The 17563-nt window shown below is 45.2% G+C and carries 14 protein-coding genes; 10 read left to right on the forward strand and 4 right to left on the reverse strand.

All coding sequences use genetic code 11. The features are described from left to right. Positions 1 to 30 precede the first annotated feature (30 nt). The 4 genes from FCL47_RS22270 to FCL47_RS22285 all read left to right on the forward strand — a co-directional run bounded on the left by FCL47_RS22270 (position 31) and on the right by FCL47_RS22285 (position 2313). Entirely contained in the window at positions 31 to 438 is a 408-nt protein-coding gene (locus FCL47_RS22270; protein ID WP_136815925.1) for a hypothetical protein, read from the forward strand. A gap of 350 nt (positions 439 to 788) precedes the next feature. Further along, positions 789 to 1361, forward strand: a complete 573-nt coding sequence (locus FCL47_RS22275) for a hypothetical protein (RefSeq protein ID WP_205747408.1) — start codon at positions 789 to 791, stop codon at positions 1359 to 1361. A 97-nt stretch (positions 1362 to 1458) separates the two neighbouring features. Beyond that, a complete protein-coding gene (locus FCL47_RS22280; protein WP_136815926.1) occupies positions 1459 to 1950 on the forward strand; it encodes a toll/interleukin-1 receptor domain-containing protein in 492 nt (163 codons plus the stop codon). Positions 1951 to 2037: 87 nt separating this feature from the next. Beyond that, entirely contained in the window at positions 2038 to 2313 is a 276-nt protein-coding gene (locus tag FCL47_RS22285; RefSeq protein ID WP_136815927.1) for a hypothetical protein, read from the forward strand. Between the two features lie 198 nt (positions 2314 to 2511). Here FCL47_RS22285 and FCL47_RS22290 read toward each other — a convergent pair whose 3' ends face one another. Beyond that, positions 2512 to 3849: a HEPN domain-containing protein gene (locus FCL47_RS22290; RefSeq protein WP_136815928.1), complete on the reverse strand. Its 1338-nt coding sequence runs from the start codon at positions 3847 to 3849 to the stop codon at positions 2512 to 2514. Between the two features lie 107 nt (positions 3850 to 3956). Beyond that, positions 3957 to 4700, reverse strand: coding sequence for an Abi-alpha family protein (locus tag FCL47_RS22295; RefSeq protein WP_136815929.1), 744 nt, complete (start codon positions 4698 to 4700; stop codon positions 3957 to 3959). 416 nt (positions 4701 to 5116) lie between these two features. Between FCL47_RS22295 and FCL47_RS22300 the strand changes: the two genes are divergently transcribed. The 4 genes from FCL47_RS22300 (at position 5117) to FCL47_RS25760 (ending at position 8062) form a co-directional block, all read left to right on the forward strand. Further along, the gene (locus FCL47_RS22300) at positions 5117 to 6013 is read left to right on the forward strand and encodes a hypothetical protein (RefSeq protein WP_136815930.1); all 897 of its coding nucleotides are present in this window, start codon (positions 5117 to 5119) and stop codon (positions 6011 to 6013) included. A gap of 163 nt (positions 6014 to 6176) precedes the next feature. Continuing rightward, on the forward strand, positions 6177 to 6932 hold the full coding sequence (locus FCL47_RS22305; protein WP_136815931.1) for a hypothetical protein: 756 nt from the start codon (positions 6177 to 6179) through the stop codon (positions 6930 to 6932). A 191-nt stretch (positions 6933 to 7123) separates the two neighbouring features. Continuing rightward, positions 7124 to 7729 (forward strand): hypothetical protein, encoded by a 606-nt coding sequence (locus tag FCL47_RS22310; RefSeq protein ID WP_136815932.1) that lies wholly within the window; start codon positions 7124 to 7126, stop codon positions 7727 to 7729. Positions 7730 to 7876: 147 nt separating this feature from the next. Beyond that, complete coding sequence (locus FCL47_RS25760; RefSeq protein ID WP_136815933.1) at positions 7877 to 8062, forward strand: MJ0042-type zinc finger domain-containing protein; 186 nt, start codon at positions 7877 to 7879, stop codon at positions 8060 to 8062. Between the two features lie 1210 nt (positions 8063 to 9272). On the opposite strand, the gene FCL47_RS22320 is transcribed toward FCL47_RS25760, so the two are convergent. Both FCL47_RS22320 and FCL47_RS22325 read right to left on the reverse strand, forming a co-directional pair. After that, positions 9273 to 11132, reverse strand: coding sequence for a bifunctional diguanylate cyclase/phosphodiesterase (locus FCL47_RS22320; protein WP_136815934.1), 1860 nt, complete (start codon positions 11130 to 11132; stop codon positions 9273 to 9275). Further along, positions 11129 to 13033, reverse strand: coding sequence for a CHASE4 domain-containing protein (locus FCL47_RS22325; RefSeq protein ID WP_136815935.1), 1905 nt, complete (start codon positions 13031 to 13033; stop codon positions 11129 to 11131). The genes FCL47_RS22320 and FCL47_RS22325 overlap by 4 nt, the downstream gene beginning before the upstream one ends. A gap of 553 nt (positions 13034 to 13586) precedes the next feature. Here FCL47_RS22325 and FCL47_RS22330 point away from each other — a divergent pair. Beyond that, on the forward strand, positions 13587 to 15536 hold the full coding sequence (locus tag FCL47_RS22330) for a CHASE4 domain-containing protein (protein ID WP_136815936.1): 1950 nt from the start codon (positions 13587 to 13589) through the stop codon (positions 15534 to 15536). Beyond that, positions 15520 to 17376, forward strand: a complete 1857-nt coding sequence (locus tag FCL47_RS22335; RefSeq protein WP_136815937.1) for an EAL domain-containing protein — start codon at positions 15520 to 15522, stop codon at positions 17374 to 17376. Before FCL47_RS22330 ends, FCL47_RS22335 begins: the two co-directional genes overlap by 17 nt. Positions 17377 to 17563: the final 187 nt, after the last annotated feature.

A 17563-nucleotide genomic window follows, 5' to 3' on the forward strand; every position in this document is an offset into this window, starting at 1 on the left:
TTCTCTCAATTTGGATGTAAGGAGCGCACGATGGACTTCAATACAGTCAACTCCGACATCAGTGTACTGGCAAAACTTATCGATCTTCCGATGACACCAAAATCGGTTCGCTGGCAAGTGCTCGATCCGAAACACGGACAGGGCGACCTCGGACCAAACGATTGGGTGTTAGTGGCTGTCATGGAACTAGAAAATGGCCAAGCGGAACAATTAGCATCACAGTCTACCCCAGTTGCTGCGTCAGACAAAATCATTGATCCACTATTTCAGTCCTTGATGGCTGCCGAGTTGAATGGTTTGGTGGCGGATCTTCTTGCCGAACATCCAGCACCCGAATGGCGTTCGGCAAACCAATTTTTCCGGCAACCCCTTCTGAATGGTATCTTTGTTCTCTCAAGGTCGGCTAATCGATTAGTGCTTGTCCTGGCAACAACCTGACACCAGTCGCTTTTTAAACACCACAGGACCAGGATCAACCAATAAGGGGGGGGCTCTGCGCGAGAGCGAGAGTCCTTTAACCGCACGGCATTGTAACAGGGCCATATCCTCAAAAAAAATGCGTGGAAAATTCCTAACGTCTTGATCTTGCTAATTGAAAAAATCTCGCCTACTATGATAAAAACAAAATATTTTTGGTACATGTGAGAAGGAAGCATTTACCTTCGGCAAATATATTTCTAAAATAGCAGTGGAATTCGACGATCTTAGAAAGAAAAATCAGTTACGATTGGTCGATTTCATCCCCAAAAAGCCAACGCGGGATATTAAATGTTGGGTTGTCAAAAAAAATGAAAACATCATTATTGAAAGAATCAATGTTTCTCTCAGAAGAGAAATTGAAAGAATATCTCAAGTATGCCTCGACTGATGAGGCAAGAGCGGTTCTATTTGTAAAAAAACAAATAAAAGAATCAGCCGGGCACTGGATCGACATTATTGATTGTGTTTCTTATCAGAACGACAACCCAAATGATTTGGAATTTAAGCTTGTCATTTGTGGCCATTACAAAAGAATCTTGAAACCTAAATATCCACCTAAAAGCAATTTTATCTTTAACGGTAAACTCAATGAAAAAGAATATTATCTTTCAGTACGCGCTATAACGTGGGAAACAGCGCACAAGGATATCTCTCAACAGAAGAGCAAAGGGATAAAAGGTGTGATGTTCGAAATCAAGGGTGTAAAATACAATAAAAACAGAGGGAAATTCATAAAAGACCCGCCCTGGCTAAACAGTCCTGCCTGGAAAAACGTCGATATTCATTCCCTACGAGGAGCTGACAGGTCTTATGTTCAACAGTTTCTGGCACCTCCTGATTGGCGATATGAAATTAAGTCTATTCGAAAACTTTCAAATTGAAATAATAAAAATTAACCCAACCAAGCGCTAAGCGCGGACCCGCAAACAGCGCGGTCCCGTTAGCTCCACGTTATAGATCAAAAACAAAAAAGGCATTATGCATTTCAATATTTTTGTAAGTTACTCAACTTTAGATTTACCACATGTTGAATTGTTAGAAAAACAACTAAAAAACACTTTTATAAACGTCTTTGTTGCAGAACATTCGGTTAAACCAAGTGAAGACCTATCTAAAAAAATAGAGAATGCGATTCGGCAATCTGATTTATTCGTTTTGCTTTGGAGTAAAAATGCGAAAGAATCGGAGTGGGTTTCTCAAGAAATAGGTAAAGCAACTGCTTTTAATAAAACAATCCTTCCTCTTGTTTTAGATAAAGGCTTAAAGCTACCAGCTTTTATCAGTGAGTTGAAATATATACCTGTATATAAAGATGCTAGTGCAGCATTAATTCAAGCGAAAGCAATTGCAGACGAACAGTGTTCAATTAAATTCGCGAAGTTACAGGAAGATAAAAAGAAAAAGGATCAAGAACTATTAATAAAGCTTGGTTTAGGTGGTGCACTTTTATGGTTATTTAATCAAAGCTAGTAATAAAAAATCGATAACAAATCCATCAACGTGGACTCGCTGAATCTCGCAGGTTATGTCCACGTTAAATTCTATAAAACACAATCCATGCCAAACTGGTTGATAGAAATACTAGCAGTAATAGCACTGTCTAAAAGAACACAATGGGCAATAATATTTGGCTGCATATTCTTTATCGGTATTAATTTACTTGGGAGTCATGTTTTATCTGATTTCGAACTTCATGGCCCAGCCGCAGGATTAACAGATGCAATAAAGCAAAAAATGGCAAAAATGTATGATAAAATCGCTTGGGGAGCACTGTTCTCTTTTTGGGCGTTAGCTTTCAAGTTTTACAGAAAAGATAAAAATAGATTTTGGTAATCTTAAAGTTTCTTTCCTAAAAGGAATATTAACTTAAAAAATCACAGGAACCATCGCTGATGGAACGGAAATAGACGTTTCAATTCCTTATCGCTAAACATAAATATAAAGAATAATTTGACCAAATGTTTAACACCGGGAAAACTTATTTCGATTCAGCGATGACTATCGAACATTAGACAAAAGGAATTATTTTGTCTAATCGGGATATACGATTCCCGGTTTCCACAAAACGCGAGGTGGAGGGGAAACGCCTGCCCCTTGCGGTCCACCAATATCAAGATAGCCTCTATATGCGTGACAGCCTTCAACCATTTTTACTATTTCTGGAATACTGAAACCCATTTCAGTTAGCAGGCACATTTCCAGCAAGAGATTCACATCTCTGTTTAAGTAATCAAGTTTGATGCCTTTAAGTACTTTATTCTCTTTCTTCTTGAACCAATGGCTATAATAATTTCGATGGTCTAATACTAGTTGTGAGAAGACTTCCTTATCGCCAGTGTATTTCATGATATCTACGTATTTTTCAAATAAATTTGATATTCTGCTTTTAAGTCCCCAGCTATCTGCATCAGGTCTGCTTACTCTATGATATTCCTCTAAAGCCTGTGCTTTAGGTAGAAATAAGTTGTGCAACATACCTTTGCTCTTCATGAAATATAGGCTGTAAACGGTCATCATATTGTTATAACCACGTAACCAACTTCTAAATAGTTCTGAAATCCTATGTTTTTCTTTAGGAAATGTAAAAAACATATCATAAATTGAGGACTTCTCTGAAATATAGTCCAACTCTATATCAATAGGCATGTACAACACATGAATTAAATCTTTTGAACCTTTTGGCATTGCTCTCACGTTCTGAACAGTTACATTTTCTCTCATAGCAAGAGTAATAAATTTCCTAATTGCATCAATATAATCAAAAAAGAATAAACCATTCACTCCGGCTTCATTTGTAATTTTTATAGTGTTCTTTTCCGTAAAGATTATTTCTGAAGGTGGTCGCATTAGTGAAGGAATATTTAAAGACACATTCAAAGTTATTTTCGCATCATCGCCAGCATAAAATACTTCACTCTCCGGAAGTTTATAGGGGATGTTGAACGTAGATGAATCTTTTTTAAAACTCTGTGAATAACCTTTGTAATCAATACCAGTAAGACAAGTCCATGCCTTGATGTCATTTGTTTCGAGTTTAATAAATTCAAGTTGAATATTCTGCTCGGCTTCTGCATGTAATCCGATTATTCCCATGTTTGCGTAAATCTGCGTTGGTGCATATTCTGCGAATTCATGGAATGGAGTCACCAAAGTCGTAGCAAAACAGTTCAGCAATGTGATTTTGCTGCCAGATGCTTCGCCAATGATGACATCAAACTCGTTGCCCTTGAAGAATCCTTCTAGGTTCAACCTAAGTCCGCTTTCTGGGGAATAATCGAGCACTCCAATGATTTTTAAATCTTCTTTGCCTGGAAGCCACCATTCACCAACAAAACTGCCTGAACTGCTAAGATTAAAGACTTTATCCATTGTACCCAACCTCGTTTTTGTGGCCTCTGTAGCTTTGTTTTTGGTCTATGCCCAACGCCCGGAATTAAGTGGGCGCACGCTTTTTGCGATCCGCTGAAGAGCGGCGTTTAAGTGTTGTTTTCTATAATTTCGCTTGGAAGCTTCTCAGGAATACAGGCAGAAGCAAACACGAAACCAAAACCCATTAACTCAGCTACGTTGTTGATAATAACTCCGTTTTGATTTTCAGTTCCTTCGTCATAAGTAGGAACTTGGTTGCCTGCCTGCCGCAACCAGACAAGATTGAGACTATAAAGATGGTCAAGATAAATTCGAAAATTCTGAGGAAAAGCTAAGCGATCAAGAGGAAAATCGTTTTTTACCTCTGTACGTGGAGATAAAGTATTATTCTCTCGATTATACTTAGACTTTTCTTGTAAGCTATATTGCCTTTGCTTTAGAAAAAATAGAATAATAGCTTCGTCGGGATGCAACTGGCCAATAATATGGCCGATCGCCGGATGAGCTTCATGCACCCTTTCTTTATCGATTGCCCTTGCAAGGAGGTTCAGAAACATTTCCGCAATTAGGCTGTCTTCTTTTGCGTAACGCAAATTTTCGAAAACTGGTCCCGCAATTTGAGGATCGGCTTCAATTAAATTCTCTTCCGGTACTTTCTCTGAAACACGTTCAAGATATCGCTCCCAGCGAACATATTGAGCAGCAATATATTCTACAGGTGCCAAAACAAACCTTGCGGTTTTAACCGTTCTTTCGAGTGCTTGACCTACCTGTTTTACCGCGGGCTGGGCAGCGTCTTGATATATTTCCTTTATTGGAAGTGCCTTTGCTATTTCTTCTAACCAACCCATGTTAATCCCTTTGTTTTGCGCTTAACAAACAGTTCTGTAGTTCTAATAAGCGCTCCTTTTTTGATGTTATCCAGAAAGATGATAAATTATTTTCTCTTTTTTGATAAAGCTATGTCTTCTTATAATACTCTTCAAAAAGCCTACAATATGCGAGGCATGATCGCAATAAGTCATTATTTCTTGGGAAAATTTTGGAATTACCGTCACACATAAAAACCACGTTTATCACATTGTTACCACACACAACATTCAAATAAAAAATACATTATTTTGTCTAATGGCGTTGAATATGAGCCTGTTTTTGAGTAAAGATACATCTTTTTGATAGATGGAAAGCACCGTCCAGAAGAGACACACTTTGCATTTGGCTTAATTGGTTTATTTCAATATGCATTGCGTTACGAAAGGAGATTTTGATGCCTGTAATAAAGAGTTTTGCCGTAGGGGAAGGAGATATGTTTTACATTCGCCACGGTAGCGATAATTTCACTATTATTGATTGCGATCTGAGCGAGGAAAACTCTGGCCGGATTATTGAAGAGATCACGTCTGCCGCTATGGATAAGGGTATTTGTAGGTTTGTATGCACTCATCCCGACGAAGATCACTTCGGAGGTATACATCTATTAGATGATGCTATGCCGATTAATAATTTCTACGTTGTTAAAAATCAGGCTATCAAAGATGAAGAAACCACATCATTCACGCGCTACTGTCAACTTCGCGACGGGAACAAGGCCTTCTATATTTACAAGGGTTGTTCTAGGAAGTGGATGAATATAACCGATGATGATAGAGGAAGCGCTGGGATTCGCGTGCTCTGGCCCGATACATCGAATAGCTTTTTTAAGGATGCATTGGCAGAATGCAACGCAGGGGAAAGCCACAACAATACGTCGGCAGTGATCCAATACAGTATTGAGAATGGAGCAAGCTTCCTTTGGCTCGGCGATCTAGAAACCGAATTCATGGAAAACATAGCCGATAGCATCAACCTGACAAAAACGACTATTGTCTTCGCCTCGCATCATGGCCGTGCGTCTGGAAAAATTCCAGACTCTTGGTTGAAGAAGCTTGATCCGCAAATTATCGTGATCGGTGAAGCACCATCGCGCCACCTTGATTACTACACCGGATACAACACTATTACTCAGAACAGGGCCGGAGACATTACCATGGACTGCGTTGAGCAAAAAATTCATTTCTATACTTCTAACCATAAGTATGAGAATGCATACTTGGTCGATGAAAAGATGTCGGACTACCAGTACTACGTCGGGAGCATCACCGTTGAAACTGAGTATACCCTTTGAAGTGAATTGATTCTGATCTAACACTTGTTAAAGTTGAGGGCTACAAACAAACCCGGATTTTTTGGGTACTGATTGGGTGCTGGACCAGAATGTCGAGACGAGAGCGAAGAACGAAAATTACAAAACCAGAGTCGTTTCACGAGAAGTGGAGGCATAATTAGATATGGGGTCAATTGAAAAATTGTTTGATACATACAGCCTAAACGCAAGAGTGAAGCCAGCATTTATGCTTGTATTTCCTATAGTTATTGCGCTGTTTACCTTGTTTGAGCCATCTCGAAGTTGGGGGGGAGGGGCTGTTACATTCATAGTTTCGTTTGGCATCATATCTTTAGCGGCAAACCAAATGTCAACAAAGGGGAACATCCTTCAGGAAAGGCTTTTTGGAAAATGGGGAGGGGCTCCAACAACTATAATTCTAAGACATTCTGACTTACGGCTAGACAAACACACAAAAAGTCGCTACATGGCCAGGCTTCAGGAGCTCATACCAAATTTTCTGGCTGTTTCCGTCGATCAAGAGTGCAATGATAAAAACGAAGCTGACCAGATGTATAGGACAGCAGCCAATTATTTGAGAGAGCACACTAGGGACACTAAAAAGTACCCTTTAGTTTTCAAAGAAAACATTTCATATGGATTTAGCAGGAATGCAAGAGCATTTAAATGGCTTGGCACGGTAATTAGCTTTTTCTCGTTGTGTGTAAGTGTTTTTGTAATATGGTACAGAAATGCAAAAGGAAGTGATTCCTCTCTTCTAGACTTGGTTTTTCGCATTCCTTTCGAACAAACGGCATTGGTTTTATTGCTCTTATCAATGCTGCTAATTTGGATATTTTTTGTCACTGAAAAATGGGTTGAAGTAAGAGCCTTTACATATGCTAAGGCTCTGTTTGCATCGTGCGAAAAATTGATTTAACCCTCTTGTGCCGCAACACCACAGGGGATTTCCCGACCGCTTAAGCGCCCCGGAGGATAGGGCAACGCTGAGGAGCGACCCGAGCGCCCCTCTTCTTCATAATCACACACCCATTAGACAAAAGAGATTATTTTGTCTAATGGTATTGAAGGGGAGCCTGTTTATGAGTAAAAACTGCTGAGGGTGGTTCAATGCTGGTGACGTTACTGCCAGATCGTTTAGCGGAATTAAGGGACAGACGGTTTAAAAAGATGGGAGATTTTAAAGCATTTTCAATATTACTTGCGTTTTTTATCGCAACATCAATAGTTGGCCATATTACTTGGAGTGTTTTGATTGGTGTGAGTTCTTTTTTTGTTGAGGATGACAACATGAGGCATGGGGAGATAATAAATTATCAATACTTCCCCAACGAACCTCCTCGAAGAATGACCACACATTCCAAACGCATAATAAATGGTACTTGTAAAAATCCTGTTCTAATTGGTAAATATAGTAGAATTGGATGGGATAAAAATAGAACTCTAGAATGTGTTGAAAGATATCAAGCAACAGAGTGGGATAAATTAACTCTTTATCCAATTCCTGATTTATTGGTAAATGGCTATAAGGTATCTAACAGGGATTCTCTTAGTTATTCCAGAATATCAGATAAATGGGAGGCGTGGGGATATAGAACTTCATACGAAAAAGATGGGTATAGTTTATTAAGATCTTTAATTATTGGAATATTTGTCGTTAGTGTTTTTGTCATTACTAGGTCACTCAACACACCCGTGTCAAAGTCAAAGATATAAAAGTCAAGTCTTGATTTATTGCACAACAATTAAAAGTAACTGGTAAACCGGTGATTGGGTAACTAAATGGGGTCAGAGACTAAACATTTAAATCAACTCTGACTCCAATTATTTATGAGTATAAAAATCATATCGAAGAGGATATAAATGCATATTGAAGTATGTGAAAAATGTGGCGCACGATATGAGTTAACAAGCATTTCACTACCTGTGAGAGATAAAGATAACATCAAATGTAATTATTGCGGAACTATTATATATAGCTGGAGTGGTGGGTGCACGTTTAATGACAAAGAGCTTTCTGGGCCTTCAAAAGAATACGAAAAAGACTAATCACAGCGATTTCGGAATAGAATCGCACCCTCTCCACCACTCATGGTGTTTTTGTACCAACAAAAAGCCTCTTCGTATATTGCTATCTCTGCTTAGCACTGAACTGAACATAAGACAAAATGGATTATTTTGTGTGCAGGGTCATAGTCAATTTGCGACAGCAATTCGCGGACGGTTCAAACCCGGTTAAGTGTAGCGGCCCGCAATAATGAGGCTGGACCCACATTAAGTGAGAATAAAGTAAAGCCACTTCTGCCTTTGAAAGACCTGACTCTTGTCAATCACCAGGTTTTAGCCAACAGTAGCAACTACAGATTTTGAACTTACTGATAAAACAAGATATTTGAAGTGGCAATGTTAACGTAAACTCAGCAGAACATTCACTTTACAGCAGTTAAAAATGCTACAACTATAGGGTGGTGAAATGATTCACTTGAGTTTAGTTGTGGTTGGAATAGTGTCGCCAAGAAAAACCGATGCTTGGGTATTTCGACTATTCTTACATCTCCGTCCAGATTGATGCCAACACATTGCAGGTCTGATTTTTTAAATTTAATTCTATAATGGACCAGCGGGGGCATTTGAACGAAAACCTACGGTTTTGAAATAAGCAATACAGTTGTATTTTTAAATGCGGAACCTTGCCCCCTGCCAATTTCAACCTTCTATGTATTTGCGGAATTCAATTTTCTCCACTTGCTGTAGGACACCATCGATATATAATTTTGGAATAAAAACCCCTAAATTGGATAACCCCAATATGGGCGCGATCATCCATTTCTACGGAGATATCCATGACAAAGACGGTTGTATCGTCGTCGATCCGTTTTGCTTGGTGTAGACATAACTGATTTCGTAATCTATTTACCAGACACTGCTCAGTACTTTTTGGAGTCGGAGGTAGGCAAGTGATTTTTCATCCACCTCTTGCCGCAGACTCTTGTGAAGGTCTCCATCGACACTCAAAGCGGTGAGATCGGTGTTGAGGTTAAGCTTGTGGCGCAGTGTTTTCTAAAATATCGTTCTGGAGATGAAATACCCTGAAGTGGTAAAAAACACCTACCAGACCAAGATAGCTGCAGACCAAAACCGGCTGGATAATGGTACGAAGTTTCATCAAGTTCCAGATGGATAGGGAATGATGAGGAAGATGGTCAGGCCGATGTTTATTGCAAAAGAAAATCCAGTTCACCCATTAAAAGGCCCCTTGTCAAGTCGTTGCAACATTCTTTCGCATGAACTCACCCATCTCAACCACCGGCAGTGGGCGGCTCAGATAATAGCCCTGGGCCTCGCTACAGTTGCGTGATTTTAGAAAGGCAAGCTGATTTTCGGTTTCGACACCCTCCGCTGTAACGCTCAGATTCATGTTTTCAGCCAGAGAGATGACAGCTGAGGCAATGGCTCGATCGTTAACGTCGGTGGTGATTGCACAGACAAAGGTGCGGTCGATTTTCAGCCGGTCTATGGGAAACCGTTTCAGATAGGCAAGGCTCGAATACCCGGTACCGAAATCGTCGATGGCTAGTTGAACCCCAAGAGTTTTCAGCTCGCGCAGGGTGGCGATAGCCATCTCGCCGTCTTTCATCAATACACTCTCGGTGATTTCTATCTCGAGAGCGGAAGGTTTGAGGCCGGTCTCCTTTAATATTCGACCCACCTGGGCCGGGAAACCTGCCTGGGCAAATTGTCGGACGGATACGTTGACGGCCACCCTGGGGAGGAGAACTCCCGCATCCTGCCATGCCTTTGCCTGGGTGCAGGCGGTACGCAGCACCCATTCACCTATGGGGACGATAAGGTTGGTTTCCTCTGCCAATGGAATAAACTCCACCGGCGAAACTGTTCCCAACTCTGGATTATTCCATCGCAGCAAAGCCTCTACGCCGGAAATCAAACCGGTCATTACATCTACCTGGGGCTGATAGTGCAGGGACAGCTCACCCAGCTCCTGAGCCTGACGCAGGTGTTTTTCCATGGTCAAGCGCTTTAACGCCGCAGTATTCATTGTTTCTGTAAAGAAACGAAAGTTATCACCCCTCTCGCGCTTGGCAAAGTACATCGCCATATCCGCGTTTTTAAGCAGTACCTCGGCGTCCTGCCCGTCTTCCGGATATACGGCGATGCCGATGCTGCCGCTGACAACGACCTCATGACCGGCCAGCATGACCGGTTTAGCCAGAGCGTCGAGGACTCGCCGGGCAACCAGTCCGGCATCTTCACCTTTGCGGATTTCGGGTAGGAGCAAGGTGAATTCGTCACCGCCAAACCGGGCCAGACCTTCATCGCTCTGTCCTGGATTTCCCAGGGTAAAACTGTCACTGGCACGCAAGCTCAGAATAAGGCGTTTGGCAACCTCAATCAGCAGGAGATCGCCGATGGAATGACCCAGGGTATCGTTGATACGTTTGAAATTATCAAGATCCAGGAACAGCAAGGCAAGGCTGTGTCTATTGCGGCGGGCCAGCCCAAGAGCCTGGGAGAGTCGCTCCCTGAAGAAGGCCCGGTTGGGCAGGTTGGTTACATCGTCGAAGTAGGCCAATTGGCGAATTCGCTCCTCCGCCTGTCGACGTCTGCCGAGCGCTCCGGCGAGCTGGCGGATTTCATGGGGGTGAAAGGGTTTTTGCAGATAGAAGATACTTCCGGTCGGCGGCACCCGTTGGGAAATTTCTTCGGGGTCGATCTCGGAGTAGGCGGTCACAACCACAATGTCCACCCTCGCATCCAGCTCCCGAATACGGATCGCGGCCCAGAGACCATCAGGTCCGGGGGGCATGCGCATATCGAGAAAGACAAGACTGTAGGGTCGGCCATCGAACTTGCTGTCTTTTACAGCCTGCACTGCATCTTCCGCTCCGGCACAGAAAGTCAGATCGAAGCGTTCAGCTGTCGGAGTCAAGGTCTTTGACGGACCGAACAGTCGGGTTCGCATGTCATCGAGGCTTCGGGTGGCGGACTCAGGGTGTCTGGTCTGCAGGATGTCACCGTAGCTGGCGCGGATAGCAGCATCATCATCGGCAACCAGTATGCGAATGGTAGATTGGGACGTAATATCATCGGGAGTGTTCATGCCGCCTTCTCCAGGTTTGATTGTACATACTCAGCCAGGGGGAGCAACAGGTGCATGCATGCGCCTTGACCGGTTCCGGCACTCCCGGCGTAGATGCGTCCGCCCATGGCGGCCAGCGTATTGGCGCACCAATGCAGACCGATGCCTGAGCCACGGTTTTTTGTTGAGAAACCACGTTCAAAAAGATGCGGTAATTGCTCCGAAGAGATGCCTATGCCGTTGTCTTCAAAACAGATATGCACCAGCCCCTGCGGGTCCATGTCTACGACAACAGGGTACACTCGAATCCATCCGTCTTGTTTCTGCCGGGCGCTTGCACTAATCGATTCAGCACCATTTATGAACAGATTGGTAAGAATTTGCTGCAGGGCGATACGAGCCACGCGGACGCGGCCGATTTCGGTCAGGCCATCATCGATCTCAATCCGCACACTCTTGTGCAGCTCTTCCGGCAGGAGCCGCACTGTCTCGCCTATGAGACGGGACAGCTCCAGGGACTCCATGACCCGCTCAGCCCGGCTGAAGCGCTGTTGGTCGGCCAGAATCATCTGTACCACGTCCACCTGGGAGCGGATGGTTTCGAGTTCATCGGCAGCAGAGGTGACCATGGCGGCGAGTTCATTTCCAGCCAACTCGGAGAATTGGGCCAGATCAGCCTTTCGATCAGCCGGAGTAGCGGGATCAGCCAGCTCGGCGCCAGCCATAGCCAGCTCCAGCACCGGTGCCTGCTTGAGCACGCGCCGCAGATTGATGAGCTTTACCCCAATAGGTGTGATGGCGTTGCCGATGTTGTGCAGTGCTCCACTGGCCATCTCAGCGATACCGGACTTATACGACTGGTCCAGGAGACGCAGGCGGGTTTCCGCCAGGCGCTCCACCATGATATCGAATTCTTTAGCGAGCGTGCCTATTTCATCCCTGCGCTTCATTTGCAGGCGCGTGGACAGGTCGTCATCTGTGCCAACAGTTATGGCATGCCGGGTAAGCAGGGTAATCGGGTCAAAAACGGTTCTTCGTAAAAAGAGAAGGAGCACCAGCAGGACTATCGTACCGGCAACAGCAAGGGACAAGGAGGCGTATCGCAGGGTGGTCCGCCCCTGGGCGACAATGACACGTGGCGTATCCACATGGACACGCAAGATCGGGATGCCGGTGACATCCAACACTTCGGTGGAGCCGCGAGTGATCGTATCACTTTTGCTGAGATTTATTGGCGTGTAACGAATAGTTCCTGAGTCCTTGCTCTGGAGCACCGGTTGATTTTTTACCGGCGAGAGGAATTCGGCACGCAAAGAGACACGGGCCTGGCTGCCCAGTCGCTCTATAGTAGCCATGTCCAGCAGGCGGCCGATGACAACGCGGCCGCGGCTGGGGCCATCGCCTTTGCTGGTCAGGACAGGTCGGCTGGCGATGAGGATAATTCCCGCAGGCGTATGGTAGAGGCCGGCAACGCTACCAAGCTTCTCCGAGGAATCAAGCAGGGGATTGGCAAGGTCCAGGTGATCTTCCGCCAGTTCGTTCAAGACCATCTCTTTTTTGTTTTCGTAATCATAGCCAATGCCCCATAGACGCATGCCCTCCGGGGTGTAGAAGGCTATCAGATTGACATTCAGGCTCTCCAGGGCCTGCAGATTCAGGTTGGATTCTACATACTCGACGTTTTGGTCAACCATAAACCGGTAGGTATCGTCCCAGGTGGCCCAGTCGGTGGCCGAAGGAATTAATATGGCTACTTCACGCTCCAGAGCCTGCAGGGCACGTTCTGTATTATTCGTGGCCTCGGCTTGTTGTAATTGGACGAAGGCAGGCATGAGTACAAAACGCTGGACGGTGTACTCCACGATCGCATAGGCACCAAATATGCAGAAAAGAAGGGTAATAGCTTTATTTTTCAGTGACATGGTGCTCGTTTTAATAGAAATTTGGCGTCATTGGCGTTTTAAGGAACAGACAACTGTTGACCGAGTCGGTTGTATCACTGTTGTTCAGGAGATACTCGTACAAGAGCTACTGGAGATTTTTTCATTTTGGGTCGATAATGTCAAGAGCCTCCGACAGAAACATTCTGTTATTCTTTTGATACTCTTGTGATGGGATTACTCAGTGCCACATAGTTGAGTGAACCAGGGCCGTTTTTTTCCGTATCTTAGAAGAATGTATAGTAATATTTAGAGCGTTTCTTTTGGAAAATCTAACATATATAAAACGTAATCTTTCAAAATAACTTACTCATGAATCGATAGACCACTCTGGAAACGCTATAACCTGTGTTTCCGGACAATATCTGTCACTTGGCCACATCAAGGAGATGACAATTTGACATAGAAAATTCTTTCACATAAACTCAAATGGACAGAATTTTCCTGGCATTCCAATGTATGTCTCAGGAAAATATTGGTAACACTTTTTAAAAGTGCGTTGTTCATCGCCCGCAACTTGTCAAGGAAACAATTTATGTCGTTAACACGTAAAGTGATCACAATCGTCACTATCGTCTTTCTGCTGTCAGCTCTGGCGAGCTTTGGCATACAGCAGATTTTTATCATGCCGAGTTTCATGGAACTGGAAAAAGAGACCGCGGTGAAGAATGCCGAGCGTGCTCTTGGAGCCATCGACCGCGAACTCGATCAAATTACCCCTTCAGTCTCGGACTGGGCCTACTGGACGGATACTTACGACTATGTAAAAGGTGAAAATCCAGACTATGCTGAAGAGAATTTTGATGTCGGCGATACCCTCGCTGGATTGGGTATGAATTTTTTGGCGATTTACGACATCGCTGGCAAGGCGGTCTGGAGCCAGGCTCTTAACCTGGAGACTGAAGAGACTCTAGAGCTCGAAAAACTTTCTGCAACAGAACTCCCTGTCAACCATCCATTACTGCAACATAAAAACCTCGAAAGTGTGGTCAAAGGGATAATCAATACTTCTTACGCGCCTCTCCTGGTTGTCGCCAAACCCATCTTGACCAATGATCGCAAGGGCCCCATCGCCGGCACGTTCGTGCTCGGCCGTTTTCTCGACAAAGCTGCTGTCCAACGCATTGGTGAACTCACCAGACTGCCCATAACAGCCAAGACAGCAGCAGTCGAAATAGCCAAATTGCAGACTATTTCTACAAATTCGACCGTCCCCGCCAATCCTTCAGAGGGAATAAAGCATTCTGATTTCAAACTTGTTGAGGCCGTCAGTCGCTGGCAGGTGTTGAGTACGATCTCCGATATTTTCGGCCAACCCATACTGACGTTTCAGATTGATACCCCACGCAATATCTCGGCACAGGGAGCAAGGGCGGTCAATCAAACCCAATGGATTCTTGCCGCGACAGGTATGCTGATGATGCTTGTACTCTGGAAACTCCTGCAGTATACCATTCTGCAGCCCATTGCAAGGCTTACTGAACATGCCCTGGTTATAGGAAAAAATGACAACCTGCAGGAAAGACTCGATCTGCAGCGTGAAGATGAGGTCGGAGTCCTGGCCCGCACCTTTGATCAGATGGTTGACCGTCTCGCGGAAACACGGCGCCGTCTCATAGATCAATCCTACCATTCCGGTATTGCCGAAATGGCCAGTGGTGTACTGCACAATATCGGCAATGCGATAACCCCATTGAACATCAGATTATCCACCCTGCAGCAGGAACTGAAAACCGCACCTCTTCGCGAAATGGAAATGGCCGCGGCTGAGTTGGCCGACCCTGCCACCACCCCTGATCGTCGTGCCGACCTCATACAATTTGTGGAGCTGGCCGGAGCCGAAATGGCAGGGCTGATCAGGGACAGTCAGGAAAAATTGGCAACGGCCATTCTGCACCTGGGGCAGGTGCAGGAAATTCTCACAGACCAGCAACGATTCAGCCGCTCGGCAAGAGTCATTGAACCTATTGATATGGCGGCGGTCATCAAAGATGCAGAGGCCGGTTTAAACCCGGAATTGAAAGACACACTGGACATTGAGATCACTGCCAGTGCTGCTGAAATCGGTGCAGTCGCCGGCTCTCGTGCCGCCCTGCAACAGGTGGTTGCCAACCTGTTGATCAACGCTGCTGAGTCGATTCAATCGGCCGGGATAGTGCCCGGCCATGTTACGGTAACGGCAGAGTATGAAGAGTCGCAGGGACAAACGATGGTTGGTTTTCGTTTTACAGACAATGGTTCAGGGATTGATCCTGAGTATTATGGGCGGCTTTTTGAACGGGGTTTTTCTACTAAAAACAGAGAAGGATCTGGTTACGGTCTACACTGGAGTGCCAACACCATACAGGCTCTTGGTGGCAGAATATCTGCTGAGCGCGATGGAATTGGTAGAGGTGCGTGTATGCATCTGCTGCTTCCTTCTGCAGAAACTTTAGTACAAAATAGCATTGGTACAGCTGAGGTGCTGGATGGATTGTCAAACTAGTCAACCAATTCGGATTTTGGTAGCCGATGATGAGCCGACCATTCTCGACTCCTATCGTCTGGTTCTGGAAGCCGGCAAGCAAGAGACCAGCACTAAAATAAACGATTTGAAATCGAAATTGTTCGGTCGTGAGTCAAAGCAACGACCGCCGGCAGATGAACCTGTTTTTGAGATAGTCTATACCAACAGCGCTGAGTCCGCAGTGCAGGCCGTACGGGAGAGTCGTGGCCTGGATAAGCGGTTTTCTGTCGCCTTTCTCGATATGCGCATGCCGCCAGGACCTGATGGAGCCTGGGCGGCCGCCAAAATCAGGGAACTTGATGACCGGATCGATATCGTCATTTCTACCGCTTACTCAGACATTGATCCCAAAGAATTGTCGCAGCGCGTACCACCAGCAGGGAAGATGTTTTATGTGCAGAAACCCTTTCACCCCCATGAAGTACGCCAGCTTGCCGTTGCCTTAGGGCAAAAGTGGTGCGCTGAAAATAAGATTCTTCGACTGGCCTACTACGACAATTTAACGGCACTGCCCAATCGGGCTTTTTTCATGACCCGTATTGAGCAGGCGATTGATTTTGCCAAAAAGAACGAGCGATCACTGGCGGTTTTGTTTCTTGATCTTGACAACTTTAAACGGATAAACGATACCCTGGGGCACAACGTCGGTGACGAGTTGTTGCGCACCGTTGCCCGGCGAATAGCACACAGCCTGCGGAGCAGTGACGCACTCTCCAGACCACTGCCTGAAGAGGATACAACACGAAATCTCGCCAGGCTCGGTGGGGACGAATTCACGGTATTGCTGGCTGACCTGCAGAAACCGGAAGATACTTTGATCGTAGCAAACCGAATTCGGGAAGAGCTATCGAACCCCATGCAGCTAGACACCCATAAGCTCACTGTCACCTCCAGCATCGGCATTAGCCTGTTTCCCCGTGATGGCCAGGATGTGGTGACACTCATGAAGAGTGCGGATATGGCCATGTATTTTGCCAAACGCAAGGGCCGCAATAACGTGCAGTTTTTTGAAGGCTCCATGAACGAAAAGGCACTCCTGCGCATGAATCTTGAAAATGAACTGCGCCATGCCATCGAGCGCAACGAGATGTCACTGCATTACCAGCCACAGGTGGACCTGGCAACCGGCCAGATAACCGGTCTCGAGGCATTGCTCAGGTGGCAGAACTTTACCCTTGGCAATGTGCCGCCTCTTGACTTTATCCACATCGCAGAGGATTGCGGCCTGATCATTCCGATCGGTGAATGGGTGTTGCGAACGGCTTGTCGGCAGGCTAAGTCCTGGGACAATGCCGACGTAGGATTTCAACGCATTGCGGTCAACGTTTCGGTGCGACAGTTTACTCAAACGGAATTTCCCGATATTGTATTGCAGGTACTCCAGGAAACCAAACTGGACCCATCTCAACTGGAGTTGGAAATCACTGAATCAATTTTGATGAACAACGCGGATCTCGCCGTAGAAACCCTTAAGAAGTTAAAAGCCATCGGGGTGCACCTTGCCATTGATGATTTTGGCACCGGCTACTCAAGTCTCAGTTATTTAAAACAATTTCCTATCGACCGGCTTAAAATAGATAGATCGTTTATCAAGGCCATTACCACGGATCCCGACGATCAGGCAATTGCCGGTGCCGTTATCTCCATGGCTGAGAGCATGAAACTTCAGGTCACCGCCGAAGGTGTTGAAACCATAGAGCAATTGCAGTTTCTTAAACAGGGAAAATGCGATGAAGCACAAGGGTTCCATATCAGCCGTCCTATGACAGCGGAAGATGCTGAACGTTTTTTGCTTCAACTAAAGCCGCCAAAGCGATAAGAGCAATGCACTGGTGCCCTAATCGATTTTTGATTTATGTTTAATTCCTTTTTGGGGAGCTGGCTGGTATCCTCAACTACGGTCTCGCCCGTGGGATTGTGGGTGGAGCCCTGTATCAAGCCAAGGGTTCAGGCAGGAATCGAGCTATACTTGCGCAATAACTGGTTTCACTCAGTGTGTCCGATTA

It is taken from the genome of Desulfopila sp. IMCC35006, from assembly GCF_005116645.1.
Taxonomy (GTDB): Bacteria; Desulfobacterota; Desulfobulbia; order Desulfobulbales; family Desulfocapsaceae; genus Desulforhopalus_A.